Source organism: Pseudomonas paraeruginosa PA7 (assembly GCF_000017205.1).
GTDB classification, from domain to species: Bacteria; Pseudomonadota; Gammaproteobacteria; order Pseudomonadales; family Pseudomonadaceae; genus Pseudomonas; species Pseudomonas paraeruginosa.
On the sequence record NC_009656.1, the window covers coordinates 836,584 to 859,656 of the forward strand.

Annotated in this window: 31 protein-coding genes; 26 read left to right on the top strand and 5 right to left on the bottom strand. The window is 63.8% G+C overall.

The annotated features are described in order from the left end of the window. Nucleotides 1–5: 5 nt before the first annotated feature. The 23 genes from rpsC to bfr all read left to right on the top strand — a co-directional run bounded on the left by rpsC (nt 6) and on the right by bfr (nt 12,569). The gene (rpsC, locus tag PSPA7_RS04025; protein WP_003093727.1) at nt 6–692 is read left to right on the top strand and encodes a 30S ribosomal protein S3; all 687 of its coding nucleotides are present in this window, start codon (nt 6–8) and stop codon (nt 690–692) included. Between the two features lie 11 nt (nt 693–703). Continuing rightward, on the top strand, nt 704–1,117 hold the full coding sequence (rplP, locus tag PSPA7_RS04030) for a 50S ribosomal protein L16 (RefSeq protein ID WP_003152269.1): 414 nt from the start codon (nt 704–706) through the stop codon (nt 1,115–1,117). Then, complete coding sequence (rpmC, locus tag PSPA7_RS04035) at nt 1,117–1,308, top strand: 50S ribosomal protein L29 (RefSeq protein ID WP_003093720.1); 192 nt, start codon at nt 1,117–1,119, stop codon at nt 1,306–1,308. The genes rplP and rpmC overlap by 1 nt, the downstream gene beginning before the upstream one ends. Nucleotides 1,309–1,310: 2 nt before the next feature. Then, nucleotides 1,311–1,577, top strand: coding sequence for a 30S ribosomal protein S17 (rpsQ, locus tag PSPA7_RS04040; RefSeq protein ID WP_003093717.1), 267 nt, complete (start codon nt 1,311–1,313; stop codon nt 1,575–1,577). A 23-nt stretch (nt 1,578–1,600) separates the two neighbouring features. Then, on the top strand, nt 1,601–1,969 hold the full coding sequence (gene rplN / locus PSPA7_RS04045; protein WP_012074228.1) for a 50S ribosomal protein L14: 369 nt from the start codon (nt 1,601–1,603) through the stop codon (nt 1,967–1,969). 12 nt (nt 1,970–1,981) lie between these two features. Continuing rightward, a complete protein-coding gene (rplX, locus tag PSPA7_RS04050) occupies nt 1,982–2,296 on the top strand; it encodes a 50S ribosomal protein L24 (RefSeq protein ID WP_003093711.1) in 315 nt (104 codons plus the stop codon). Between the two features lie 19 nt (nt 2,297–2,315). Continuing rightward, a complete protein-coding gene (rplE, locus tag PSPA7_RS04055; RefSeq protein WP_003152266.1) occupies nt 2,316–2,855 on the top strand; it encodes a 50S ribosomal protein L5 in 540 nt (179 codons plus the stop codon). A gap of 13 nt (nt 2,856–2,868) precedes the next feature. Continuing rightward, complete coding sequence (gene rpsN, locus PSPA7_RS04060; RefSeq protein WP_003093701.1) at nt 2,869–3,174, top strand: 30S ribosomal protein S14; 306 nt, start codon at nt 2,869–2,871, stop codon at nt 3,172–3,174. A gap of 189 nt (nt 3,175–3,363) precedes the next feature. Then, the gene (gene rpsH, locus PSPA7_RS04065) at nt 3,364–3,756 is read left to right on the top strand and encodes a 30S ribosomal protein S8 (protein WP_003093700.1); all 393 of its coding nucleotides are present in this window, start codon (nt 3,364–3,366) and stop codon (nt 3,754–3,756) included. 11 nt (nt 3,757–3,767) lie between these two features. Further along, nucleotides 3,768–4,301, top strand: coding sequence for a 50S ribosomal protein L6 (rplF, locus tag PSPA7_RS04070; RefSeq protein ID WP_003093699.1), 534 nt, complete (start codon nt 3,768–3,770; stop codon nt 4,299–4,301). 10 nt (nt 4,302–4,311) lie between these two features. Next, nucleotides 4,312–4,662, top strand: coding sequence for a 50S ribosomal protein L18 (gene rplR, locus PSPA7_RS04075; RefSeq protein WP_003093698.1), 351 nt, complete (start codon nt 4,312–4,314; stop codon nt 4,660–4,662). Between the two features lie 3 nt (nt 4,663–4,665). Next, nucleotides 4,666–5,166, top strand: coding sequence for a 30S ribosomal protein S5 (rpsE, locus tag PSPA7_RS04080; RefSeq protein WP_003093697.1), 501 nt, complete (start codon nt 4,666–4,668; stop codon nt 5,164–5,166). Between the two features lie 2 nt (nt 5,167–5,168). Continuing rightward, nucleotides 5,169–5,345, top strand: a complete 177-nt coding sequence (gene rpmD / locus PSPA7_RS04085) for a 50S ribosomal protein L30 (protein ID WP_003093696.1) — start codon at nt 5,169–5,171, stop codon at nt 5,343–5,345. 3 nt (nt 5,346–5,348) lie between these two features. Further along, nucleotides 5,349–5,783 (top strand): 50S ribosomal protein L15, encoded by a 435-nt coding sequence (rplO, locus tag PSPA7_RS04090; RefSeq protein ID WP_003093695.1) that lies wholly within the window; start codon nt 5,349–5,351, stop codon nt 5,781–5,783. After that, nucleotides 5,784–7,112 (top strand): preprotein translocase subunit SecY, encoded by a 1,329-nt coding sequence (gene secY / locus PSPA7_RS04095; protein ID WP_003093694.1) that lies wholly within the window; start codon nt 5,784–5,786, stop codon nt 7,110–7,112. Between the two features lie 28 nt (nt 7,113–7,140). Next, nucleotides 7,141–7,257 (top strand): 50S ribosomal protein L36, encoded by a 117-nt coding sequence (rpmJ, locus tag PSPA7_RS04100; RefSeq protein ID WP_003093693.1) that lies wholly within the window; start codon nt 7,141–7,143, stop codon nt 7,255–7,257. A gap of 130 nt (nt 7,258–7,387) precedes the next feature. Beyond that, nucleotides 7,388–7,744, top strand: coding sequence for a 30S ribosomal protein S13 (gene rpsM / locus PSPA7_RS04105; RefSeq protein ID WP_003152262.1), 357 nt, complete (start codon nt 7,388–7,390; stop codon nt 7,742–7,744). 18 nt (nt 7,745–7,762) lie between these two features. Then, entirely contained in the window at nt 7,763–8,152 is a 390-nt protein-coding gene (rpsK, locus tag PSPA7_RS04110) for a 30S ribosomal protein S11 (protein ID WP_003093689.1), read from the top strand. A 16-nt stretch (nt 8,153–8,168) separates the two neighbouring features. Further along, a complete protein-coding gene (gene rpsD / locus PSPA7_RS04115) occupies nt 8,169–8,789 on the top strand; it encodes a 30S ribosomal protein S4 (RefSeq protein WP_003152258.1) in 621 nt (206 codons plus the stop codon). 22 nt (nt 8,790–8,811) lie between these two features. Beyond that, nucleotides 8,812–9,813, top strand: coding sequence for a DNA-directed RNA polymerase subunit alpha (locus PSPA7_RS04120; RefSeq protein WP_003093675.1), 1,002 nt, complete (start codon nt 8,812–8,814; stop codon nt 9,811–9,813). Nucleotides 9,814–9,856: 43 nt separating this feature from the next. Further along, complete coding sequence (rplQ, locus tag PSPA7_RS04125; RefSeq protein ID WP_003093672.1) at nt 9,857–10,246, top strand: 50S ribosomal protein L17; 390 nt, start codon at nt 9,857–9,859, stop codon at nt 10,244–10,246. Nucleotides 10,247–10,527: 281 nt separating this feature from the next. Then, the gene (gene katA, locus PSPA7_RS04130) at nt 10,528–11,976 is read left to right on the top strand and encodes a catalase KatA (protein WP_012074231.1); all 1,449 of its coding nucleotides are present in this window, start codon (nt 10,528–10,530) and stop codon (nt 11,974–11,976) included. Between the two features lie 128 nt (nt 11,977–12,104). Next, entirely contained in the window at nt 12,105–12,569 is a 465-nt protein-coding gene (gene bfr, locus PSPA7_RS04135) for a bacterioferritin (RefSeq protein WP_003093668.1), read from the top strand. A gap of 68 nt (nt 12,570–12,637) precedes the next feature. On the opposite strand, the gene uvrA is transcribed toward bfr, so the two are convergent. Further along, the gene (gene uvrA / locus PSPA7_RS04140) at nt 12,638–15,475 is read right to left on the bottom strand and encodes an excinuclease ABC subunit UvrA (protein WP_012074232.1); all 2,838 of its coding nucleotides are present in this window, start codon (nt 15,473–15,475) and stop codon (nt 12,638–12,640) included. Between the two features lie 213 nt (nt 15,476–15,688). On the opposite strand from uvrA, the gene PSPA7_RS04145 reads away from it, so the two are divergent. Both PSPA7_RS04145 and ssb read left to right on the top strand, forming a co-directional pair. Next, nucleotides 15,689–17,077 carry an MFS transporter gene (locus PSPA7_RS04145; RefSeq protein ID WP_041025285.1) on the top strand — a complete coding sequence of 463 codons (1,389 nt, stop codon included), beginning with the start codon at nt 15,689–15,691 and terminating at the stop codon, nt 17,075–17,077. 16 nt (nt 17,078–17,093) lie between these two features. Then, nucleotides 17,094–17,591, top strand: a complete 498-nt coding sequence (ssb, locus tag PSPA7_RS04150) for a single-stranded DNA-binding protein (RefSeq protein WP_003114685.1) — start codon at nt 17,094–17,096, stop codon at nt 17,589–17,591. An 88-nt stretch (nt 17,592–17,679) separates the two neighbouring features. Here the strand turns inward: ssb and PSPA7_RS04155 are convergent, their stop codons facing one another. The 4 genes from PSPA7_RS04155 to PSPA7_RS04170 are packed head-to-tail and all read right to left on the bottom strand — an operon-like array spanning nt 17,680 to nt 21,807. Then, complete coding sequence (locus PSPA7_RS04155; protein WP_012074234.1) at nt 17,680–19,110, bottom strand: isochorismate synthase; 1,431 nt, start codon at nt 19,108–19,110, stop codon at nt 17,680–17,682. Further along, on the bottom strand, nt 19,107–19,412 hold the full coding sequence (pchB, locus tag PSPA7_RS04160) for an isochorismate lyase PchB (RefSeq protein ID WP_041025451.1): 306 nt from the start codon (nt 19,410–19,412) through the stop codon (nt 19,107–19,109). Before pchB ends, PSPA7_RS04155 begins: the two co-directional genes overlap by 4 nt. Then, on the bottom strand, nt 19,412–20,167 hold the full coding sequence (locus PSPA7_RS04165; protein WP_003157554.1) for a thioesterase II family protein: 756 nt from the start codon (nt 20,165–20,167) through the stop codon (nt 19,412–19,414). Before PSPA7_RS04165 ends, pchB begins: the two co-directional genes overlap by 1 nt. Beyond that, a complete protein-coding gene (locus PSPA7_RS04170; RefSeq protein WP_003157555.1) occupies nt 20,164–21,807 on the bottom strand; it encodes a (2,3-dihydroxybenzoyl)adenylate synthase in 1,644 nt (547 codons plus the stop codon). The genes PSPA7_RS04165 and PSPA7_RS04170 overlap by 4 nt, the downstream gene beginning before the upstream one ends. 230 nt (nt 21,808–22,037) lie before the next feature. On the opposite strand from PSPA7_RS04170, the gene pchR reads away from it, so the two are divergent. Beyond that, a complete protein-coding gene (pchR, locus tag PSPA7_RS04175; protein WP_003157556.1) occupies nt 22,038–22,925 on the top strand; it encodes a pyochelin biosynthesis transcriptional regulator PchR in 888 nt (295 codons plus the stop codon). Nucleotides 22,926–23,073: the final 148 nt, after the last annotated feature.

Here is a 23,073-nt window from a genome sequence, read left to right on the forward strand (position 1 = left end):
GACAGATGGGTCAGAAAGTACATCCCAATGGCATTCGCCTGGGTATCGTCAAGGAGCACACCTCCGTTTGGTACGCAGACCGCAAGAACTATGCGGATTACCTGTTTGCCGACCTGAAGGTGCGTGAGTACCTCCAAGACAAACTAAAAAGCGCGTCCGTAAGCCGTATCGATATCCATCGTCCGGCTCAAACCGCACGTATCACCATCCACACCGCTCGTCCCGGCATCGTGATCGGCAAGAAAGGTGAAGATGTTGAGAAGCTGCGCCAGGACCTGACCAAGCAAATGGGTGTGCCCGTGCACATCAACATCGAGGAAATCCGCAAGCCGGAACTCGATGCCATGCTGGTTGCGCAGAGCGTAGCCCAGCAGCTGGAGCGTCGCGTAATGTTCCGTCGCGCCATGAAGCGCGCCGTACAGAACGCCATGCGCATTGGTGCCAAGGGCATCAAGATTCAGGTCAGCGGTCGTCTGGGTGGGGCTGAAATCGCCCGTACCGAATGGTATCGCGAAGGTCGTGTGCCCCTGCACACCCTGCGCGCCGATATCGACTATGCCACCTACGAAGCGCACACCACTTACGGTGTGATCGGTGTCAAGGTTTGGATCTTCAAGGGCGAGGTCATCGGTGGCCGCCAGGAAGAACTGAAGCCTGTTGCACCCGCTCCTCGTAAAAAAGCTGCTAGGTAAGGAGTACGCAAATGCTGCAACCCAAGCGTACGAAGTTCCGCAAACAAATGACCGGCCACAACCGTGGTCTGGCTCATCGCGGTAGTAAGGTCAGCTTCGGTGAGTACGCACTGAAGGCCACTGGTCGTGGCCGCCTTACTGCTCGTCAGATCGAGTCCGCGCGTCGCGCGCTGACCCGTCACGTGAAGCGTGGCGGCAAGATCTGGATCCGCGTATTCCCTGACAAGCCTGTCACCAAGAAGCCCCTCGAAGTTCGTATGGGTAAAGGTAAGGGCGGGGTCGAGTACTGGGTAGCCCAGATTCAACCGGGCAAGGTCCTGTACGAGATCGAGGGTGTTTCCGAAGAGCTGGCGCGTGAGGCTTTCGCCCTGGCTGCTGCAAAGCTGCCCCTCGCCACCTCCTTTGTTAAGCGGACGGTGATGTGATGAAAGCGAATGAACTTCGTGAAAAATCCGTTGAGCAGCTGAACGAGCAACTGCTCGGCCTGCTGCGCGACCAGTTCAATCTGCGCATGCAGAAAGCAACTGGCCAGTTGGGGCAGTCTCACCTGCTCTCGCAGGTTAAGCGCGACATCGCTCGCGTTAAAACTGTGCTCAATCAGCAAGCAGGTAAGTGATCATGGCTGAAGCTCAGAAAACCGTCCGTACGCTGACCGGCCGCGTCGTCAGCGACAAAATGGACAAGACCGTCACCGTTCTGATCGAGCGTCGCGTCAAGCACCCGATCTACGGCAAATACGTCAAGCGTTCGACCAAGCTGCACGCACACGACGAATCCAATCAGTGCCGCATTGGTGACCTGGTCACCATCCGCGAAACCCGTCCGCTGGCCAAGACCAAGGCCTGGACCCTGGTTGATATCGTTGAACGCGCGGTGGAAGTCTAAGGACTAGGGGTCGGAGAAATTATATGATTCAGACTCAATCCATGCTCGATGTCGCTGACAACAGCGGCGCGCGTCGTGTGATGTGCATCAAGGTGCTCGGCGGTTCCCACCGCCGTTACGCCGGCATCGGCGACATCATCAAGGTCACCGTCAAGGAAGCGATTCCGCGCGGCAAGGTGAAGAAGGGCCAGGTCATGACTGCCGTGGTCGTTCGCACCAAGCACGGCGTACGTCGTACCGACGGTTCCATCATCCGCTTCGACGGCAACGCCGCCGTCCTGCTGAACAGCAAGCAGGAGCCGATCGGCACCCGTATCTTTGGGCCAGTGACTCGTGAACTCCGTACCGAGAAGTTCATGAAGATCGTCTCGCTCGCCCCCGAAGTGCTGTAAGGAGTAGCCGTCATGCAAAAGATTCGTCGTGACGACGAAGTAATCGTCATTGCCGGCAAGGACAAGGGCAAGCGTGGCAAGGTGCTGAAGGTTCTCGCTGACGACCGTCTGGTCGTCGGCGGGGTGAATCTGATCAAGCGCCACACCAAGCCCAATCCGATGCTCGGCCAACAGGGCGGTATCGTCGAGAAGGAGGCGCCTCTGCACGTCTCCAACGTCGCCATCTTCAACACTGAGACCAGCAAGGCTGACCGCGTTGGCTTCAAGGTAGAAGACGGTAAGAAAATTCGTGTCTTCAAGTCGACCCAGAAACCGGTTCAGGCTTGAGGCTGCTAGGTAGATCACCATGGCACGATTGAAAGAAATTTATCGGAAGGAAATCGCGCCCAAGCTGAAAGAAGAGCTTCAGCTGGCGAACGTGATGGAAGTTCCGCGCGTTACCAAAATCACCCTGAACATGGGTCTTGGCGAGGCGGTCGGTGACAAGAAGATCATCGAGAACGCCGTAGCCGATCTGGAAAAGATCACCGGTCAGAAGCCGATCGTGACTTACGCTCGTAAGTCCATCGCCGGCTTCAAGATCCGTGAAGGCTGGCCGATCGGCGTCAAGGTCACCCTGCGTAGCGACCGGATGTACGAATTCCTGGATCGTCTGCTGTCCATCTCCCTGCCGCGCGTGCGTGACTTCCGCGGCCTGAATGCCAAGTCCTTCGACGGCCGCGGCAACTACAGCATGGGCGTGAAAGAGCAGATCATCTTCCCGGAAATCGATTACGACAAGATCGATGCGCTGCGTGGCCTGGACATCACCCTGACCACCACCGCTCGTACGGATGACGAAGGTCGCGCCCTGCTGCGTGCTTTCAAATTCCCGTTCCGTAACTGATTGGAGTAGGAACATGGCTAAAGAGAGCATGAAGAACCGCGAGCTGAAGCGTCAGCTGACGGTAGCCAAGTACGCCAAGAAGCGTGCCGAGCTGAAAGCGATCATCGCTAATCCGAACTCCTCTGCGGAAGAGCGTTGGAATGCCCAGGTCGCCCTGCAGAAGCAACCGCGTGACGCCAGCGCCAGCCGCCTGCGTAACCGTTGCCGCCTGACCGGCCGTCCGCACGGCTTCTACCGCAAGTTCGGCCTGAGCCGTAACAAGCTGCGCGAAGCCGCCATGCGCGGCGACGTACCGGGCCTGGTGAAAGCCAGCTGGTAATCGCAGCGAACGGTGCCGCCAGTCGGCGCCGTTGATCGCGACATCGAATCAAGCCCCTCATGGGGCTTGATTCGTTTTGGCGTGATCTCTAGAATACCCGGCTCCCCTGAGCCTGGGTTTGTTTCGCCTGGCGTTTATGGGCGAATTGAAGTTGAAGGCTTATTCTTTTGTATCAGGAGCGTTAAGCCCATGAGTATGCAGGACCCGTTAGCAGACATGCTAACTCGCATCCGTAATGCCCAGATGGCTGAAAAGACCGTCGTAAGCATGCCGTCCTCGAAACTGAAAGCGGCGGTAGCCAAAGTCCTGAAGGACGAAGGCTATATTGCGGATTTCCAGATCAGCTCGGAAGTAAAACCCCAGCTGTCCATCGAACTGAAGTACTTCGAAGGCAAGCCTGTCATCGAAGAGGTCAAGCGCATCAGCCGTCCTGGCCTGCGTCAGTACAAATCCGTTGAGCAACTGCCGAAAGTTCGTGGCGGCCTCGGTGTGTCGATCGTCTCCACCAACAAAGGTGTGATGACCGATCGTGCTGCCCGTGCTGCTGGTGTTGGCGGCGAAGTGCTCTGCACTGTGTTCTAAGGGGAATCAGCATGTCTCGCGTTGCTAAGAACCCCGTCAAGCTGCCCGCCGGCGTCGAAATCAAACTGGCTGGTCAGCAACTGTCCATCAAGGGCGCCAAAGGTGCTCTGGAGCTCAAGGTCCATCCTTCGGTCGAAGTGATCCAGGACAGCGGTGAGCTGCGTTTCGCTGCGCGTAACGGCGACCAGCAGACCCGCGCCATGGCTGGTACCACCCGTGCTCTGGTGAACAACATGGTAGTCGGCGTCAGCCAGGGCTTCGAGCGCAAGCTCCAGCTGGTCGGCGTTGGTTACAAAGCGCAGGCCAAGGGCCAAGTGCTGTCCCTGTCCCTCGGCTTCTCCCATCCGGTTGATTACGAACTGCCGGCCGGCATCGTCGCTGAGACCCCCAGCCAGACCGATATCCTGATCAAGGGCATCGACAAGCAACTGGTCGGTCAGGTTGCTGCCGAAATTCGCGACTTCCGTCCGCCGGAGCCTTACAAAGGCAAGGGCGTGCGTTACGCCGACGAAGTCGTCCGTCGTAAAGAAGCCAAGAAGAAGTAGGGCATAGCAAATGAGCGTCAAGAAAGAAACCCGTCTGCGTCGCGCTCGCAAGGCACGCCTGAAGATGCGCGAGCTGGAAACCGTACGCCTCTGCGTGTACCGCTCTTCCCAGCACATTTACGCCCAGGTCATTGCGGCCGACGGCGGCAAGGTCCTGGCCAGCGCCTCGACCCTGGACAAAGACCTGCGCGAAGGTGCCACCGGCAACATCGATGCAGCCAAGAAAGTTGGTCAACTGGTCGCCGAGCGCGCCAAAGCGGCCGGCGTCACCCAGGTGGCGTTCGATCGTTCTGGCTTCAAGTACCACGGCCGTGTGAAAGCGCTGGCTGATGCCGCTCGTGAAGGCGGACTGGAGTTCTAAGTTATGGCAAACAACGAGCAAAAGCGCGACGAAGGCTACATCGAGAAGCTGGTTCAGGTTAACCGCGTCGCCAAAACCGTAAAAGGTGGCCGTATCTTCGCTTTCACCGCACTGACCGTGGTGGGTGATGGCAAGGGCCGCGTTGGTTTCGGTCGTGGCAAGGCGCGTGAAGTGCCGGCCGCCATCCAGAAAGCAATGGAAGCCGCTCGCCGCAACATGATCCAAGTCGATCTGAACGGCACCACCCTGCAGTATCCGACCAAGTCCGCCCATGGCGCCTCCAAGGTGTACATGCAGCCGGCTTCGGAAGGTACCGGCATCATCGCCGGCGGCGCCATGCGTGCCGTTCTGGAAGTGGCTGGTGTGCAGAACGTCCTGGCCAAGTGCTATGGCTCCACCAATCCGGTGAACGTGGTGTACGCCACCTTCAAGGGCCTGAAGAACATGCAGGCTCCGGAAGCAGTAGCGGCCAAGCGTGGCAAGAGCGTCGAGGAGATTCTCTAACCATGGCAACTGTCAAAGTCACTCTGGTCAAGAGCCTGAACGGCCGTCTGGCCAACCACAAGGCTTGCGTCAAGGGTCTCGGCCTGCGTCGCATCAATCATACCGTCGAGGTTCAGGACACCCCTGAAAACCGCGGCATGATCAACAAGGCCTACTACCTGCTGCGTGTGGAGGGTTAATCCATGCAACTGAACGATCTGCGTTCCGCGCCGGGTGCCCGTCGCGAAAAGCACCGTCCGGGCCGTGGCATCGGTAGCGGTCTGGGCAAGACTGGTGGCCGTGGTCACAAAGGTCTGACCTCCCGCTCCGGTGGCAAGGTCGCCCCGGGCTTCGAGGGTGGTCAACAGCCCCTGCACCGTCGTCTGCCGAAGTTCGGCTTCGTCTCCCTGAAGGCCATGGACCGTGCCGAGGTTCGCACCTCCGAGCTGGCCAAGGTCGAAGGCGACGTCGTCAGCCTGCAGACCCTGAAGGATGCCAACCTGATCAACCAGCACGTACAGCGCGTCAAGGTCATGCTGTCCGGCGAAGTTGGTCGCGCGGTCACCCTGAAAGGTATCGCCGCCACCAAGGGTGCGCGTGCGGCTATCGAAGCAGCTGGCGGTAAATTCGAGGACTAAATGGCTAAGCAAGGTGCTCTCTCTGCGCTAAGCAACGGCGGTCTGTCCGAGCTCTGGGCACGTCTGCGTTTCCTGTTCCTGGCGATCATCGTCTATCGGATCGGCGCGCACATCCCAGTTCCGGGCATCAACCCCGATCGCTTGGCGGCACTGTTCCGGCAGAACGAGGGGACCATTCTTAGCCTCTTCAACATGTTTTCCGGCGGCGCGCTGGAGCGCATGAGCATTTTCGCACTGGGGATCATGCCGTACATCTCGGCCTCGATCATCATGCAGCTCATGACCGCTATCAGCCCGCAGCTGGAGCAGTTGAAGAAAGAGGGTGAGTCTGGGCGTCGCAAGATCAGCCAGTACACCCGCTACGGTACTGTAGTCCTGGCACTGGTCCAGGCCATCGGCATGTCCGTTGGCCTGGGCAGCCAGGGCGTAGCCTTCTCCAACGACTTCGGCTTCTACTTCGTGGCTGTCACCACCTTCGTGGCTGGTGCCATGTTCATGATGTGGCTGGGCGAGCAGATCACTGAGCGCGGTGTCGGCAACGGCATCTCGATGTTGATCTTCGCTGGTATCGTTGCAGGCCTGCCGCGCGCCATCGGTCAGTCTTTCGAGTCTGCCCGGCAAGGTGACATCAACATCTTCGCCCTGATCGGCGTCGGCCTCCTGGCCGTGGCGATCATCGCGTTCGTGGTGTTCATCGAGCGTGGCCAGCGTCGCATCGCGGTGCATTACGCCAAGCGCCAGCAAGGTCGCAAGGTGTTTGCCGCGCAGACCAGCCATCTGCCGTTGAAGGTGAACATGGCGGGCGTGATTCCCGCGATTTTCGCCAGCAGTATCCTGCTGTTCCCGGCGTCCCTGGGCTCCTGGTTCGGTCAGTCGGAAGGCTTGGGTTGGCTGCAGGACGTCGCGCAAGCGATCGCTCCGGGGCAGCCGCTGAACATCTTGCTGTTCACTGCAGGGATCGTTTTCTTCTGCTTCTTCTATACAGCGCTGATGTTCAACCCGAAGGACGTGGCGGAGAACCTCAAGAAGTCCGGTGCATTTATTCCGGGCATCCGTCCGGGCGAACAGTCCGCTCGCTACATCGATGGCGTGCTGACCCGTTTGACCATGTTCGGTGCTCTGTACATGACGGCTGTCTGCCTGCTGCCCCAGTTCCTGGTGGTTGCGGCGCACGTGCCGTTCTATCTTGGCGGGACCTCGCTGTTGATCGTGGTCGTGGTTGTCATGGACTTTATGGCCCAGGTGCAATCTCACCTCGTTTCTCACCAGTATGAATCCCTGATGAAGAAAGCCAACCTGAAGGGCTACGGCAGCGGCATGCTGCGCTGATAGACCCGTAAGGTTCGAGGAGTTGGTGATGAAAGTTCGTGCATCGGTCAAGAAGCTGTGCCGTAACTGCAAGATCATCCGTCGCGATGGCATCGTGCGGGTGATCTGCAGCGCGGAACCGCGTCACAAGCAGCGCCAAGGCTGAGTGTGATTCACGCGTGATAACCCGGCAGCTAGTGTGCTGCCGGGTTGATTATTTGCTATTACAGCGCTAATATCCGCGCCCTTTCTTGGCTTCCTGGGCGCAGGGTAGCTGTCAATTGGAGTTTTTCTGAATGGCCCGTATTGCAGGCGTCAACATTCCGGATAACAAGCACACTGTTATCTCGCTGACCTACATCTATGGTGTTGGTCGCACTACTGCTCAGAACATCTGCGCAGCTACCGGTGTAAATCCGGCTGCCAAGATCAAGGACCTGAGCGACGAGCAGATCGATCAGCTGCGTAACGAAGTCGCGAAGCACACCACCGAAGGTGACCTGCGTCGCGAAATCAACATGAACATCAAGCGTCTGATGGACCTCGGTTGCTACCGCGGTCTGCGTCATCGTCGCGGTCTGCCGGTTCGCGGTCAGCGTACCAAGACCAACGCGCGTACCCGCAAGGGCCCGCGTAAGCCGATCCGCAAGTAATCGCGTAGGAATCTAGTCATGGCAAAACCTGCTGCTCGTCCCCGTAAGAAAGTCAAAAAGACAGTGGTCGATGGGATCGCCCACATCCACGCGTCTTTCAACAACACCATCGTGACCATCACCGACCGTCAGGGCAACGCACTGTCCTGGGCGACCTCCGGTGGTTCCGGTTTCCGCGGCTCGCGTAAGAGCACTCCGTTCGCTGCCCAGGTAGCGGCCGAGCGTGCCGGCCAGGCTGCCCTGGAATACGGTCTGAAGAACCTGGACGTCAACGTCAAGGGCCCGGGCCCGGGCCGCGAGTCCGCTGTTCGCGCTCTGAATGCTTGCGGCTACAAGATCGCCAGCATCACCGACGTAACCCCGATCCCGCATAACGGCTGCCGTCCGCCGAAAAAGCGTCGCGTGTAATAGGAGACAGTGAGAAATGGCTCGTTACATTGGTCCCAAGTGCAAACTGTCTCGCCGTGAAGGCACCGACCTGTTCCTGAAGAGCGGCGCCCGCGCCCTCGACTCGAAGTGCAAGGCTGAAAACGTTCCCGGCCAGCATGGCCAGCGTCGTGGCCGTCTGTCCGACTACGGTCTGCAGCTGCGTGAGAAGCAGAAGGTCCGCCGCATCTACGGCGTACTGGAGCGTCAGTTCCGTGGCTACTACCAGGAAGCCTCCCGTCGCAAGGGTTCCACCGGTGAGAACCTGCTGCAACTGCTCGAGTGCCGTCTGGACAACGTCGTATACCGCATGGGCTTTGGTTCCACTCGCGCCGAATCGCGCCAGCTGGTGTCCCACAAGGCCATCACCGTCAACGGTCAGACCGTCAACATCCCTTCCTACCAAGTGAAGGCCGGTGACGTCGTAGCTATTCGCGAGAAGTCGAGGAATCAGCTGCGTATCGCTCAGGCTCTGGAACTCTGTGGCCAGCGCGGTCGTGTCGAGTGGGTCGAAGTCGACCTCGACAAGAAGACTGGTACCTTCAAGAGTGTTCCGGCTCGCAGCGACCTGTCCGCTGATATCAACGAAAACCTGATTGTCGAGCTCTACTCCAAGTAAGGGCTAGAAAATAGGTGCATCCATGCAGAGTTCGGTAAATGAGTTCCTGACCCCCCGCCACATCGATGTGCAGGTGGTCAGTCAAACCCGCGCCAAGATCACGCTCGAGCCTCTCGAGCGTGGTTTTGGTCACACCCTGGGCAACGCGCTGCGTCGCATCCTGTTGTCCTCCATGCCTGGCTGCGCAGTGGTCGAGGCCGAGATCGACGGCGTACTCCACGAGTACTCGGCGATCGAAGGTGTGCAGGAAGACGTAATCGAGATCCTGCTGAACCTGAAAGGTCTGGCCATCAAGCTGCACGGTCGTGATGAAGTGACGCTGACCCTGGCTAAGAAGGGCTCGGGTGTTGTGACTGCTGCCGATATTCAGCTGGATCACGATGTTGAGATCATCAACGGTGACCACGTTATCGCCAACCTGGCAGACAACGGCGCGCTGAACATGAAGCTGAAGGTAGCTCGTGGCCGTGGCTACGAGCCTGCCGACGCACGTCAGAGCGATGAGGACGAAAGCCGCAGCATCGGCCGTCTGCAGCTCGACGCATCGTTCAGCCCGGTCCGTCGTGTCTCCTACGTGGTGGAAAACGCCCGTGTCGAGCAGCGCACCAACCTGGACAAACTGGTCCTAGACCTGGAAACCAACGGCACCCTGGATCCCGAAGAGGCTATCCGTCGCGCCGCTACCATCCTGCAACAGCAGCTGGCAGCGTTCGTGGACCTCAAGGGCGACAGCGAACCCGTCGTTGAAGAGCAGGAAGACGAGATCGATCCGATCCTCCTGCGTCCGGTCGATGACCTGGAACTGACCGTACGTTCGGCCAACTGCCTGAAGGCGGAAAACATCTACTACATCGGTGACCTGATCCAGCGCACCGAAGTAGAGCTGTTGAAAACGCCGAACCTGGGCAAGAAGTCCCTGACCGAAATCAAGGACGTTCTGGCTTCCCGTGGTCTGTCCCTCGGTATGCGCCTCGACAACTGGCCGCCGGCAAGTCTTAAGAAAGACGACAAGGCCACTGCCTGATCGTCGTAACTACCGAACGTAAAGTTTGGAAAGGAATTGAACCATGCGCCATCGTAAAAGTGGTCGTCACCTGAGCCGCACCAGCGCGCACCGCAAGGCTATGTTCCAGAACATGGCGGTGTCGCTGTTCGAACACGAACTGATCAAAACCACCCTGCCCAAGGCCAAGGAGCTGCGTCGCGTTGCCGAGCCGCTGATCACCCTGGCCAAGGAAGACAGCGTCGCCAACCGTCGCCTGGCTTTCGACCGTACCCGTTCGAAAGCTGCCGTCGGTAAGCTGTTCAACGACCTGGGCAAGCGCTACGCCAACCGTCCGGGTGGCTACCTGCGCATCCTGAAGTGCGGTTTCCGCGCTGGCGACAACGCCCCCATGGCGTACGTCGAGCTGGTTGATCGTCCGGTCGGCGGTGAAGTCGTGGAAGCTGCCGAATAAGGTAGCTGCCGCATAAGAAACCGGGCCTAGGCCCGGTTTTTTATTGCCCTGTCTTAAAGTTTTTATCTATCGACTCGCTGCCTTTAATAAATTGGATTACTGGAGGGCTGTCATTCATCCTTAACCTGCTTTTACGAAAAGCTACGTTCGGGTAGGCGAGATCAATGCAGCGGGCGTTTGGCACAACCGAGAGGTTGTCCTGCGGCGATCCCTGGTCCACGCTGATGATTTCCGTGTAGCCGCTTCGCTTCATAGCACGTTAGCCGTTGAGGAGAGAGTAAATGGAAGAGAAAACCCGTTTGACCACCGCTGCCGGAGCTCCGGTGGTCGATAACCAGAACGTGCAGACCGCCGGCCCGCGCGGCCCGATGTTGCTGCAGGACGTGTGGTTCCTCGAGAAGCTCGCCCACTTCGACCGCGAAGTGATCCCCGAGCGCCGCATGCACGCGAAAGGCTCCGCGGCCTACGGCACCTTCACCGTCACCCACGACATCACCCCTTATACCCGCGCGAAGATCTTTTCCCAGGTGGGCAAGAAGACCGACATGTTCCTGCGCTTCTCCACGGTCGCCGGCGAGCGTGGCGCAGCGGATGCCGAACGCGACATCCGCGGTTTCTCCATGCGCTTCTATACCGAGGAAGGCAACTGGGACCTGGTCGGCAACAACACCCCGGTGTTCTACCTGCGCGACCCGCTCAAGTTCCCCGACCTCAACCACGTGGTGAAGCGCGATCCGCGCACCAACCTGCGCAACGCCACCTTCAAGTGGGATTTCTTCTCCCACCTGCCGGAATCGCTGCACCAGTTGACCATCGACTTCAGCGACCGCGGGCTGCCGAAGAGCTACCGGCACATCCACGGTTTCGGCAGCCACACCTTCAGCTTCATCAACGCCAGCAACGAGCGTTTCTGGGTCAAGTTCCACCTCAAGACCCAGCAGGGCATCGAGAACCTGACCAACGCCGAAGCCGCCGAAGTGATTGCCCAGGACCGAGAGAGTTCTCAGCGTGACCTCTACGAGAGCATCGAGAAAGGTGATTTCCCGCGCTGGAAGATGTACGTGCAGATCATGCCGGAGAAGGAAGCGGCGACCTACCGCTACAACCCGTTCGACCTGACCAAGGTCTGGCCGCATGGCGACTACCCGCTGATCGAGGTGGGCTTCTTCGAGCTGAATCGCAACCCGGACAACTACTTCGCCGAAGTCGAGCAGGCCGCCTTCACCCCGGCCAACGTGGTGCCCGGTATCGGTTTCTCGCCCGACAAGATGCTCCAGGGCCGCCTGTTCTCCTACGGCGATGCCCACCGCTATCGCCTGGGCGTCAATCACCACCAGATCCCGGTCAACGCCGCGCGTTGCCCGCACCAGGTCTACCACCGCGACGGCGGCATGCGGGTGGATGGCAATAACGCCCACCAGCGCGTCAGCTACGAGCCGAACAGCTTCAACCAGTGGCAGGAGCAGCCGGACTTCTCCGAGCCGCCGCTGAGCCTGGAGGGTGCCGCGGATCACTGGAACCACCGGGTCGACGACGACTACTTCAGCCAGCCGGCCGCGCTGTTCCGCCTGTTCACCGACGAGCAGAAGCAGCGCCTGTTCGACAACATCGCCGAAGACATCCGCGATGTGCCGGAACAGATCCAGCGTCGACAGATCGGCCTGTTCCACAAGATCGATCCGGCCTACGGCAAAGGCGTCGCCGACGCCCTTGGCCTGAAGCTGGACTGATGGCCTGATGAGGCCCGGCCCCCTTTCTTCGCAAAGGGGGCTTTTTTATGGCCGTTCGCTTGACCGGGGTCAGGCGAAGCCGGGAGCATATGCGGCTAGATTCTTTGTTTTCTCCAGGGAGAGCGCCGATGCAAGGCCATCCGGAAGTCATCGACTACCTCAACACGTTGCTGACCGGCGAACTCGCCGCGCGCGACCAGTACTTCATCCACTCGCGCATGTACGAGGACTGGGGCTTCAGCAAGCTCTACGAGCGCCTCAACCACGAGATGGAGGAAGAGACCCAGCACGCCGATGCCCTGCTGCGCCGCATCCTCCTGCTCGAGGGCACGCCGCGCATGCGTCCGGACGACATCCACCCCGGCACCACGGTGCCGGAGATGCTCGAGGCCGATCTCAAGCTCGAACGCCACGTCCGCGCCGCGCTGGCCAAGGGCATCGCCCTCTGCGAGCAACACAAGGATTTCGTCAGCCGTGACATCCTCAAGGCCCAGCTGGCCGACACCGAGGAAGACCATGCCTACTGGCTGGAGCAGCAACTCGGCCTGATCGCCAGGATGGGCCTGGAGAATTATCTGCAATCGCAGATCTGATCTCCCTGTGGATACGAAACGCCCCTGCGCCTCACGGTCGCAGGGGCTTTTTCATGGGCGTCCGCGGATCAGGCGCGATCCCGTTCCAGCAGCGGCTTGAGGAAGTGCCCGGTGTGCGACTGGGACATCTCGGCCACCTGCTCCGGCGTGCCGTTGGCGATGATCTGGCCGCCCTTGGAGCCGCCCTCGGGACCGAGATCGACCAGCCAGTCGGCGGTCTTGATCACGTCCAGGTTGTGCTCGATCACCACCACGGTGTTGCCGTGGTCGCGCAGACGGTGGAGCACGTCGAGCAGTTGCTGGATGTCGGCGAAATGCAGGCCGGTGGTCGGTTCGTCGAGGATGTACAGGGTCTTGCCGGTATCGCGCTTGGACAACTCGCGCGACAGCTTGACCCGCTGCGCCTCGCCTCCGGAGAGGGTGGTCGCGCTCTGCCCCAGCTTGATATAGGACAGGCCGACGTCCATCAGCGTCTGCAGCTTGCGCGCCAAGGCGGGGACGGCGTCGAAGAACTCGCGGGCTTCCTCGATGGTCATCTCCAGCACCTCGTGGATGCTCTTGCCCTTGTAGCGGATCTCCAGGGTCTCGCGGTTGTAGCGCTTGCCCTTGCAGACGTCGCAGGGCACGTAGATGTCCGGCAGGAAGTGCATTTCCACCTTGATCACGCCATCGCCCTGGCAGGCCTCGCAGCGGCCGCCCTTGACGTTGAACGAGAAACGGCCGGGACCGTAGCCGCGCGAGCGGGCCTCCGGCACGCCGGAGAACAGTTCGCGGATCGGCGTGAACAGGCCGGTATAGGTCGCCGGGTTGGAGCGCGGGGTACGGCCGATGGGGCTCTGGTCGATATCCACCACCTTGTCCAGGTGCTGCAGGCCGTCGAACGAATCGTACGGCGCCACTTCCAGGGTGGTCGCGCCGTTCAGCGCGGTGGCGGTGATCGGGAACAGGGTGTTGTTGATCAGCGTCGACTTGCCCGAGCCGGACACGCCGGTGATGCAGGTGAACAGGCCGACCGGGATCTCCAGGTTGACGTTCTGCAGGTTGTTGCCGCGCGCGCCCTTCAGCTTCAGCAGTTTCTTCTTGTCGCGCGGGGTGCGCTTGGCCGGTACCACGATCTTCTTGCGCCCGGAAAGGTACTTGCCGGTCAGCGAGTCGGGGTGGTTCATCACCTGGTCGGGCGTACCTTCCGCCACTACCTGGCCGCCGTGCACGCCGGCGCCGGGGCCGATGTCGACGACGTAGTCGGCGAGTCGGATCGCGTCCTCGTCGTGCTCGACCACGATCACCGTGTTGCCGAGGTTGCGCAGGTGGGTGAGGGTGCCGAGCAGGCGCTCGTTGTCGCGTTGGTGCAGGCCGATCGAGGGTTCATCGAGGATGTACATCACTCCCACCAGGCCGGCGCCGATCTGGCTGGCCAGGCGGATGCGCTGGGCTTCGCCGCCGGACAGGGTGTCGGCGCTGCGGTCGAGGGTCAGGTAGTCGAGGCCGACGTTGACCAGGAACTGCAGGCGGTCGCGGATTTCCTTGAGGATCTTCGCCGCGATCTCGCCACGGCGGCCGGTCAGGCTGAGTCCGGCGGCATACTCGCAGGCTTCGCCGACCGGCATCGCGGTGATCGCCGGCAGCGTCCGGTCGCCGACCCACACATGCCGCGCCTCGCGGCGCAGGCGGGTACCGTGGCAATCCGGGCAGGGCTGGGTGCTGAGGAACTTGGCCAGCTCCTCGCGGACCGTGGCCGACTCGGTCTCGCGGTAGCGCCGCTCGAGGTTCGGCAGGATGCCCTCGAACGGGTGCGAGCGCTTGACGATATCGCCGCGGTCGTTGAGATAGCGAAAGTCGACGTTCTCCCGGCCGGAGCCGTAGAGCACGACCTTCTGGTGCTCGGCGCCGAGCTCGTCGAAGGGCTCTTCCAGGCTGAAACCGTAGTGCTGGGCCAGCGAGCCGAGCATCTGGAAGTAATAGACGTTGCGCCGGTCCCAGCCGCGGATCGCGCCCTCGGCCAGGGTCAGCTCGCCATTGACCACCCGCCGCGCGTCGAAGAATTGCTTCACGCCGAGGCCGTCGCAGGTCGGGCAGGCGCCGGCCGGGTTGTTGAAGGAGAACAGCTTGGGTTCCAGCTCGCTGATCGAGTGGCCGCAGACCGGGCAGGCGAAGCGCGCCGAGAAGATGATCTCCTCGACCTCCTCGTCCTCATCCATCGGCGCCACCAGGGCGATGCCGTCGGCCAGGGCGAGGGCGGTCTCGAAGGACTCGGCCAGGCGTTGCTGGAGGTCGGCGCGGACCTTGAAGCGGTCCACCACCACGTCGATGCTGTGCTTCTTCTGCTTGTCCAGCTTAGGTACTTCGTCGAGCTCGTAGAGCTTGCCGTCGACCCGGGCGCGGACGAAACCCTGCGCGCGCATCTCGTCGAACACCGCCAGGTGCTCGCCCTTGCGCTCGCGGATCACCGGCGCCAGCAACATCAGCTTGCTGCCTTCGGGCAGGGCGAGGACCTGGTCGACCATCTGGCTGACGGTCTGCGCCTCCAGCGGGATGTCGTGGTCCGGGCAGCGCGGGGTGCCGACGCGGGCATAGAGCAGGCGGAGGTAGTCGTAGATCTCGGTGATCGTACCCACGGTGGAGCGCGGGTTGTGGGAAGTGGACTTCTGTTCGATGGAAATCGCCGGTGACAGGCCCTCGATGGTGTCCACGTCGGGCTTTTCCATCATCGACAGGAATTGCCGGGCATAGGCCGAGAGGGATTCCACGTAGCGCCGCTGGCCTTCGGCATAGAGCGTGTCGAAGGCCAGGGAAGACTTGCCGGAACCGGAAAGTCCGGTGATCACGATCAGTTTGTCGCGTGGCAGTGTGAGGTCGACGTTCTTCAGGTTGTGGGTACGCGCCCCACGAATCAGGATCTTATCCACAGCGGCCTCGCATGGCGGGCGAAAACCGCTGAGTATACGGCTGGCCGCTACCGCGCGGCAAAGTGGCGCGCCTGTGCCGCGAGGGGGCGGGCTGGTAGAATGCGCGGCATTTTTCCGGCGCGGGGATCGCCCCGGTCGCCCAGGAGCGGGCGGCGGCGCCATCGGCAGGGGCATGAGGCCTTGCCCAGCAGCGTTTTCTTCCATGAGGGTGTTATGCACGACTCACACACTGAGCGGATGAGCGGTACCGAAACGCGAGCGGCCGTCGGGCTGTCCCTGGTCTTCGCCTTTCGCATGCTCGGCATGTTCATGGTCCTGCCGGTGCTGGCCACCTATGGCCAGGACCTGGCCGGCGCGACGCCGGCGCTGATCGGCCTGGCCATCGGCGCCTACGGCCTGACCCAGGCGATCCTGCAGATTCCCTTCGGGACCATCTCCGACCGCATCGGCCGACGTCCGGTGATCGTCGTCGGGTTGCTGATCTTCGCCGCCGGCGCGGCCCTCGCGGCCAATGCCGACTCCATCTGGGGCGTGATCGCCGGCCGCGTCCTGCAAGGCGCCGGGGCGATCTCGGCGGCGGTGATGGCGTTGCTCTCCGACCTCACCCGCGAGCAGCACCGGACCAAGGCGATGGCGATGATCGGCATGAGCATCGGCGTGTCCTTCGCCGTGGCCATGGTGCTCGGTCCGGTGCTGACCCACCTGTTCGGCCTGCACGGGCTGTTCTGGTTCACCGCCGGGATGGCGCTGGTCGGCCTGCTGCTGATCCTGTTCTTCGTCCCGCAGCCGGACCACATGACCCAGCATCGCGAATCCAGCGTTGCGCGCCAGGCCCTGCTGCCGACCCTGAAGCACGGCGACCTGCTGCGCCTGGACGCCGGCATCCTGATTCTCCACGCCATCCTCATGGCCAGCTTCGTCGCCCTGCCGCTGGCGCTGGTGCACGAGGGCGGCCTGCCCAAAGAGCAGCACTGGTGGGTCTACCTGACCGCGCTGCTGGTCGGTTTCTTCGGCATGGTGCCGTTCATCATCTACGCCGAGAAGAAGCGCCGCATGAAGCGCGTGCTGACCGGCGCGGTGGCTACCCTGCTGGCCTGCGAACTGTTCTTCCTGGCCTTCGGTCACAGCCTGGCCATGCTGGTGGTCGGCACGGTGGTGTTCTTCACCGCCTTCAACCTGCTCGAAGCCTCGCTGCCGTCGCTGGTGAGCAAGGTCTCGCCGGCCGGCGGCAAGGGCACGGCGATGGGGGTGTACTCCACCAGCCAGTTCCTCGGCGCGGCGCTGGGCGGCATCCTCGGCGGCTGGATGTTCCAGCACGGTGGGCTGAGCATGGTGTTCATCGGATGCGCGGTGCTCGCTGCCCTCTGGCTGGCGATTGCTGGTACCATGCGCGAACCGCCTTATGTGACCAGCATCCGCCTGCCGCTCGCGCCCGCCGCGCTGCAGGACGCGGCGCTGGTCCAGCGATTCAGGGCGTTGCCCGGTGTGGCAGACGCCGTGGTGGTGGCCGAGGAGGCCGCCGCCTATGTCAAAGTGGATACCCAACAAGTGGATCGCACCGCCCTCGAGCGCCTGGCCCAGGCCGCGCCGGGCGGATGCTGAACCTTAGGAGAACGTCATGGCCCGTGGGGTTAACAAAGTCATTCTGGTTGGCAACGTCGGTGGTGACCCGGAAACCCGCTACATGCCCAATGGCAATGCGGTGACCAACATCACCCTCGCCACCAGCGAGAGCTGGAAGGACAAGCAGACCGGCCAGCAACAGGAGCGCACCGAATGGCACCGCGTGGTGTTCTTCGGCCGCCTGGCGGAGATCGCCGGCGAGTACCTGCGCAAGGGGTCCCAGGTCTACGTCGAAGGCAGCCTGCGCACCCGCAAGTGGCAGGGCCAGGACGGTCAGGATCGCTACACCACCGAGATCGTGGTCGACATCAACGGCAACATGCAGTTGCTCGGCGGCCGTCCCTCCGGCGACGACTCGCAGCGCGCCCCGCGCGAGCCCATGCAGCGCCCGCAGCAGGCCCCGCAGCAGCAGTCGCGTCCGGCCCCGCAGCAGCAACCTGCGCCGCAGCCGGCCCAGGACTACGACAGCTTCGACGACGACATTCCGTTCTAAGTCGCGACCTTGGCCGCGCGCGGTCCAGGCCGCGCCGCGGCGCTTCTTCGAAGCCCCCTGCACCCCGGGTCGCAGGGGGCTTCGTGTTTCAGGCGACGCCGCGTTGCAACGGTGCCTCGCCCAGGCCGCCGGCGGCGGACAGGGCGTCCTGCATGGCGCTGAGCTTAAGGCAGGTTTCGCGGTACTCGTGGGACGGTTCCGAATCGCCTACCAGGCCGCAGCCGGCGAACAGGTAGCCCTGGCCCGGAGTGAGCAGAGCCGAGCGCAGCGCCACCAGGAAGTCGCCGTTGCCTTCGCCGTCGAGCCAGCCCAGCGGCGCGGCGTACCAGCCACGGTCCATGCCTTCGTGCTGGCGGATGTGGTCCAGCGCCGCGCTGCGCGGGTAGCCGCCCACCGCGGGGGTCGGATGCAGTGCTTCGACCAGGCGCAGGATGCCCTGGCCATCGGCCAGGCGAGCCTGGATCGGCGTGTTCAGGTGCTGCACCCGGGCCAGTCGTTTCAGGGCGGGCGTCGCGGGGATCCGCAACGCTTCGCTGAAGGGCTCCAGGGCCGCGCGGATCGCTTCCACCACCAGTTGGTGCTCGTGTCTTTCCTTGGCGCTGTCGAGCAGCGCCTGGCCGAGCCGGGTGTCTTCCCCGGCGTCGCCGCCGCGGGCGGTGGTGCCGGCGAGGGCGTGGGTGCGCAGCGCGCCGTCGCGCACCTGCACCAGGCGTTCCGGCGAGGCGCCGAGGAAGCAGGCGTTGCCGCGCCGACAGGCGAACAACTGGGCCTCGGCGTGACGCAGGCGCAGTTGTTCGAGTACCTGCCAGGGCTCGACCTCGCCGAGCGGCTGGACCTGGGCGCGGGCCAGCACGACCTTGCCGAAGCGTCCCTGGCGCACGCCGTGAACCGCGTCGGCGACCTTGCCTTCCCACTGCCGGCGCTCCAGCGGCGAGGCGTCCTGCTGTTCGCCGGCGTTCGCCGGCAATGCCCGGCGCCGGGCCGGCTGGCGCAGGCGCAGCAGCGCCGAGCAGTGGTAGGCGGCCAGGGCCAGGGCATCTTCGCCGGGCTTGGCCAGGTGCTGGCAGAGCACCCGGTGGCGATCGCCCTCGCGCAGCACGGTGAGGCTGGCGAGCATCAGGCTGGCGTCGGCGAAGGCCTGCCAGTGTTCCTGGCGCGGGCCGCGCGGATCGAAGCGGAAGCCGCCGCACAGGCGCGGCGCCAGCGGACCCTCGACCACCGCCTCGGCGCAGAGCAGCCGCCAGCTGTCCTCGAGCCGGGCGAAGCGCTGTTCGCCGTGGCCTTGCAGCTCCAGGGCGCAGCCCCAGGCGAAGAACGCCAGCTCGGGCTGTTCCCAGTACAGGCAGGGCGTTTGCCGGTCGTCCCAGGCGCCGAACACCTGCAGTGGGTCCAGCGGGTCGATCTCGAACGAAGCCGCCACCAGGACTGGACGATCGAGCGCCTGCGCCTGGCCGATGGCGTGCTCGAAGGTGCCGCGCAAGGCGTGCAGGCACTGGCTCAGGGGGGCCAGGCAGCTCATGCGGCACCCCGGGTCTGGCGCCAGTACTTGATCTGCTCGGCGATGTACCAGTGGATGATCTGCGCGAACAGGCCCTCGACGAAGGGCGCGTCGAGGCCGTTCTCCTCCGCCCAGCGGGCGCGTTCCGGCAGCATCGCGGCGACCCGCTCGGGCGCCGGGATCGCCGCCTCGCTGGCCTTGAAGCGCGAGGCCGCCTTGACGTAGTCCATGCGCCGGCCGAGGGCCAGGACGATATCGTGGTCGATGCGGTCGATGGCTTCGCGGATATCCGCCAGGCCGGTGTAGTCTTCGGGCATTTTCATCATGCAACCTCTCGAGAACGGGTGTCGGGGTGTTCGAGGCGGCGCAGCAGGTGGTCGATCACCGCGTCGCGTCCCTCGCTCAGGTAGAAGTGCCCGCCGGGAAAGCGCCGCAGCCGCGCCGGGTGCCGGCTGGCGTCGCTCCAGGCCTGCGCCTCGGCGGGGCTGACTTCCTCGTCGCCGTCGCCGAGGAGCACGTCCAGCGGGCAGGCCAGGGCGATCGGCTGCGCCCGGCGGTAGGTCTCGATCGCCTGGTAGTCGGCGCGCAGGAGCGGCAGGAACAGCGCGCGCAGGTCGGCGTCCTCGAGCAACTCGCTGGCGCCACCCTGGCGGCGGACGTCCGCCAGCAGCGCCGTGTCTTCACCGCGGTGCAACACGCCGCCGCGCTGCCGGTGCGGCGCCGGATGGGCCGAGACGAACAGGTGGCGCAGAGGCGCGCCAGCGCTTTCCAGACGCAGCGCGGTCTCGTACGCCAGCGCCGCGCCGAGGCTGTGCCCGAACAGCGCCAGGGGCGCATCGGCGAATTCGCGCAGGGCGAGGGCGGCGCCGTCGGCGAGGTCTTCCAGGCGGGTCGCCGGGGCCTCGTTGAAGCGGTCCTCGCGGCCGGGATACTGCAGCGCCAGGAGGTCGACGTCGGCCGGCAGGCGTTCGCTCCAGCTGCGGAAGAAGCTGGCGCTGCCGCCGGCATGGGGGAAACAGGCCAGGCGCAGGCGCGGCATCGGCGTCAGGCGCAACGGACGGATCCAGGCGGCGTTCATGCGCGGGCCTCCAGCTCGCGGCGCAGGCGCTCGCGCAGGTCCTTCTTGCTGATCTTGCCGATCCCGGTCTGGGGGAAGGCCGCGACCAGCTCGATGCGGTCCGGCACCTTGAACGCGGCCAGTCCGCAGGCGTGCAGGTACTGCTTCAGCTTCAGCGCCGAGGGCGCCGGCTGGCGCGGGATGACGAAAGCGCAGGTGCGTTCGCCGAGCAGGCTGTCGGGCATCGCCACCACGGTGGCGTCGTGCACCTGCGGATGGGCGATCAGCAGGTTCTCCACTTCCTCCGCGGCGATCTTCTCGCCGCCGCGGTTGATCTGGTCCTTGTCGCGGCCTTCCACCACCAGGTAGCCGTCGGCGTCGCGGCTGACCCGGTCGCCGGTGCGGTAGAAACCGTCCGCGCTGAAGGCCTTGGCGTTGTGCTCGGGTAGCCGGTAGTAGCCGCGGATGGTGTAGGGGCCGCGCACGGTCAGCTCGCCGATCTCGCCGGGGCCGACCTCGCGGCCGTCAGCATCGACCACCCGCACCTCGTCGTCCGGCGACAGCGGCCGGCCCTGGGTGTGCAGGACGCGTTCGGGCGGATCGTCCAGGCGGGTATAGCAGATCAGCCCCTCGGCCATTCCCAGCACCTGTTGCAGCCGGCAGCCAAGCACCGGTTCGACGCGCCGCGCGGCACTGCTGCCGAGCTTCGAGCCGCCGACCTGGAGCAGGCGCAGGCTGGATAGATCGGCGCGGCGGCTTTCCTGGGCATCCAGCCAGAGCATCGCCAGCGGTGGCACCAGGGCGGTGTGGGTGACCCGTTCGCGGGCGATCAGCGGGAAGCAGTGCTCGGGATCGGCGCGCTGGCTGACCACCACGCGACCGCCGGCCAGCAGGGTGCCGATCACCCCGGGGCAGCAGAGGGTGAAATTGTGCGCCATCGGCAGGCCGGTAAGGTACACGGTGTGCTCGTCGAAGCCGCAGACCTCGGTGCTGGCGCGCACGTTGTAGAGGTATTCGCGGTGACGCCGGGGAATCAGCTTCGGCGTGCCGGTGGTGCCGCCGGACAGCTGGAAGCAGGCGACGTCCTCGGCGCGGGCGGCGCATTCCTCCAGCGCCGGCGCCTGGTACAGCGGTGCCAGCGTTTGCAGCGGAGCCTCGGCCTCGCCGTGGATCAGCGCCATGCGACAGGCGCCGCTGGCGAGCAGTTCGCCGGCCATCGGCCGCGGGTCGAAACCATCGATCCGCTCGGCGCCGATATAGGCCTTGGCCCCGGCGAAGCGGCAGAAGCCGCCGATCTCGTGCTGGCGGTGTGCGGGCAGGGCCAGTACCGGGCACACGCCGAGCTGGAACAGGGCGAAGCAGGTCTCGACGAAGGCGATTCCGTTGGGCAGGTGCAGCACCACCGTGTCGCCGCGCGCCAGACCGAGCTGGCGCAGGCCGGCAGCCAGGCGGCGACAGCGCAGCAGCAGCTCGGCGTAGCTGAGGCGCTGCTGGTCGGCGCACAGCGCGATCCGTTGCGGATGGCGCGCGGCGCTGGCGGCGAGGGCTTCGGCGAAGCTCTGCTGCTGCCAGTGGCCAGCGGCGATGTAGCGGCGAGCGAAGTCGGCGGGCCAGTCGGGGGCGTCGTCGACGGCCGTTCGAGGGACGGGCGAGGAAGTCATGCGATCTCCGTGGATGCGGTCGATTGCCAAGGCTGGGAAATGAGATTTATTATCATTGGCGGCTGGCAGGGACCGCGCAAGCCCGCGCCTTTCGATTGCGGGGCTTTTTCATTCGCTACAGGGACGGAGTGCCGGATGCTTTGTCCATCTCCGCTAAAAAGTCCCCCCTGTCTCCACGTTTCGAGGAAGGCGTCGCCGCGTCGGTGGCGCCCGGGCTACAGGAAAACCTGATGACCATCACCATCATCGCTCCACAGGCCGACGGTGCCGCGCCGGTGCCGGGCAACCGGCCCGGGGTGGCGCACATCGATCCGAACATGAAGCTGGTGACCGGGACCTTCTGCTCGGCCAGCGAGGACTGGTTCGAGGAACCGCTGGAGCGCGGCCTGCGCCTGATCCTGGTGCAGAGCGGCCAGTTGCGCTGCCGGATTCCCGGCCAGCCCGAGCACCTCATCGAGGGGCCGAGCCTGTGTACCATCGCCAACGACGGCGACTTCACCTCGGCGCAGATCTACGGCACCGACAAGCCGCTGCGCTACACCATCGTCCAGCTCGGCATCGAAGCCCTCGACAGTCGCCTCGGCTGGTTGCCCGAGCAACTGGTGCGGCGCCCCGGCGGGGATCCGCGGATCATGAGCTGCCCGGCGCCGCGGGCGATGCAGGCGCTGGCCTCGCAGATCGCCACCTGCCAGATGCTCGGTCCGACCCGCGACCTGTACCTGGGCGGCAAGGCCCTGGAACTGGCTGCGCTGAGCGCCCAGTTCCTTTCCGGCGAGGCGCGTCCGGCAGAGGAGCGGCGCATCACCTGCACCGAGGTCGAGCGCATCCACGCCGCCCGCGACCTGCTGGTGGGCGAGCTGCAGGAGCCGCCGTCGCTGGACGCCCTGGCCAGCCGCGTGGGGATGAACCCCCGCAAGCTCACCGCCGGCTTCCGCAAGGTGTTCGGCGCCAGCGTGTTCGGCTACTTGCAGGAGTACCGCCTGCGCGAAGCACACCGGATGCTCTGCGACGAAGAGGCCAACGTGTCCACGGTCGCCTATCGGGTCGGCTACAGTCCGGCGCATTTTTCCATCGCCTTCCGCAAGCGCTACGGCATTTCCCCCAGCGAAATCCGCTGAGCCGGAGCGACGCTGCCCCGACCCGGCCGCGGGAGGGGCGTCGTCGTTTCCGGTTGTCCCTGCATCTAACGAAACAGTCCGGCTGGCTAAAGCATTGCCGGCCTGCGTTCCTGCCCAGGTGAGATAAGGTCGCATTTGATAATGGTTG

Coding starts and splice junctions, on each gene's coding strand:
- rplE (WP_003152266.1), top strand. CDS start 2,316: ATGGCACGATTGAAAGAAATTTATCGGAAGGAAATCGCGCCCAAGCTG.
- PSPA7_RS04170 (WP_003157555.1), bottom strand. CDS start 21,807: ATGACTTCCTCGCCCGTCCCTCGAACGGCCGTCGACGACGCCCCCGAC.
- rpsM (WP_003152262.1), top strand. CDS start 7,388: ATGGCCCGTATTGCAGGCGTCAACATTCCGGATAACAAGCACACTGTT.
- rplX (WP_003093711.1), top strand. CDS start 1,982: ATGCAAAAGATTCGTCGTGACGACGAAGTAATCGTCATTGCCGGCAAG.
- pchB (WP_041025451.1), bottom strand. CDS start 19,412: ATGAAAATGCCCGAAGACTACACCGGCCTGGCGGATATCCGCGAAGCC.
- rpsH (WP_003093700.1), top strand. CDS start 3,364: ATGAGTATGCAGGACCCGTTAGCAGACATGCTAACTCGCATCCGTAAT.
- ssb (WP_003114685.1), top strand. CDS start 17,094: ATGGCCCGTGGGGTTAACAAAGTCATTCTGGTTGGCAACGTCGGTGGT.
- PSPA7_RS04120 (WP_003093675.1), top strand. CDS start 8,812: ATGCAGAGTTCGGTAAATGAGTTCCTGACCCCCCGCCACATCGATGTG.
- rplO (WP_003093695.1), top strand. CDS start 5,349: ATGCAACTGAACGATCTGCGTTCCGCGCCGGGTGCCCGTCGCGAAAAG.
- rpsC (WP_003093727.1), top strand. CDS start 6: ATGGGTCAGAAAGTACATCCCAATGGCATTCGCCTGGGTATCGTCAAG.
- PSPA7_RS04155 (WP_012074234.1), bottom strand. CDS start 19,110: ATGAGCTGCCTGGCCCCCCTGAGCCAGTGCCTGCACGCCTTGCGCGGC.
- PSPA7_RS04145 (WP_041025285.1), top strand. CDS start 15,689: ATGCACGACTCACACACTGAGCGGATGAGCGGTACCGAAACGCGAGCG.
- katA (WP_012074231.1), top strand. CDS start 10,528: ATGGAAGAGAAAACCCGTTTGACCACCGCTGCCGGAGCTCCGGTGGTC.
- rplP (WP_003152269.1), top strand. CDS start 704: ATGCTGCAACCCAAGCGTACGAAGTTCCGCAAACAAATGACCGGCCAC.
- rpsN (WP_003093701.1), top strand. CDS start 2,869: ATGGCTAAAGAGAGCATGAAGAACCGCGAGCTGAAGCGTCAGCTGACG.
- rpsE (WP_003093697.1), top strand. CDS start 4,666: ATGGCAAACAACGAGCAAAAGCGCGACGAAGGCTACATCGAGAAGCTG.
- rpsD (WP_003152258.1), top strand. CDS start 8,169: ATGGCTCGTTACATTGGTCCCAAGTGCAAACTGTCTCGCCGTGAAGGC.
- secY (WP_003093694.1), top strand. CDS start 5,784: ATGGCTAAGCAAGGTGCTCTCTCTGCGCTAAGCAACGGCGGTCTGTCC.
- bfr (WP_003093668.1), top strand. CDS start 12,105: ATGCAAGGCCATCCGGAAGTCATCGACTACCTCAACACGTTGCTGACC.
- rplR (WP_003093698.1), top strand. CDS start 4,312: ATGAGCGTCAAGAAAGAAACCCGTCTGCGTCGCGCTCGCAAGGCACGC.
- rpmJ (WP_003093693.1), top strand. CDS start 7,141: ATGAAAGTTCGTGCATCGGTCAAGAAGCTGTGCCGTAACTGCAAGATC.
- rpmC (WP_003093720.1), top strand. CDS start 1,117: ATGAAAGCGAATGAACTTCGTGAAAAATCCGTTGAGCAGCTGAACGAG.
- rpmD (WP_003093696.1), top strand. CDS start 5,169: ATGGCAACTGTCAAAGTCACTCTGGTCAAGAGCCTGAACGGCCGTCTG.
- rplN (WP_012074228.1), top strand. CDS start 1,601: ATGATTCAGACTCAATCCATGCTCGATGTCGCTGACAACAGCGGCGCG.
- pchR (WP_003157556.1), top strand. CDS start 22,038: ATGACCATCACCATCATCGCTCCACAGGCCGACGGTGCCGCGCCGGTG.
- rplQ (WP_003093672.1), top strand. CDS start 9,857: ATGCGCCATCGTAAAAGTGGTCGTCACCTGAGCCGCACCAGCGCGCAC.
- rplF (WP_003093699.1), top strand. CDS start 3,768: ATGTCTCGCGTTGCTAAGAACCCCGTCAAGCTGCCCGCCGGCGTCGAA.
- rpsQ (WP_003093717.1), top strand. CDS start 1,311: ATGGCTGAAGCTCAGAAAACCGTCCGTACGCTGACCGGCCGCGTCGTC.
- rpsK (WP_003093689.1), top strand. CDS start 7,763: ATGGCAAAACCTGCTGCTCGTCCCCGTAAGAAAGTCAAAAAGACAGTG.
- PSPA7_RS04165 (WP_003157554.1), bottom strand. CDS start 20,167: ATGAACGCCGCCTGGATCCGTCCGTTGCGCCTGACGCCGATGCCGCGC.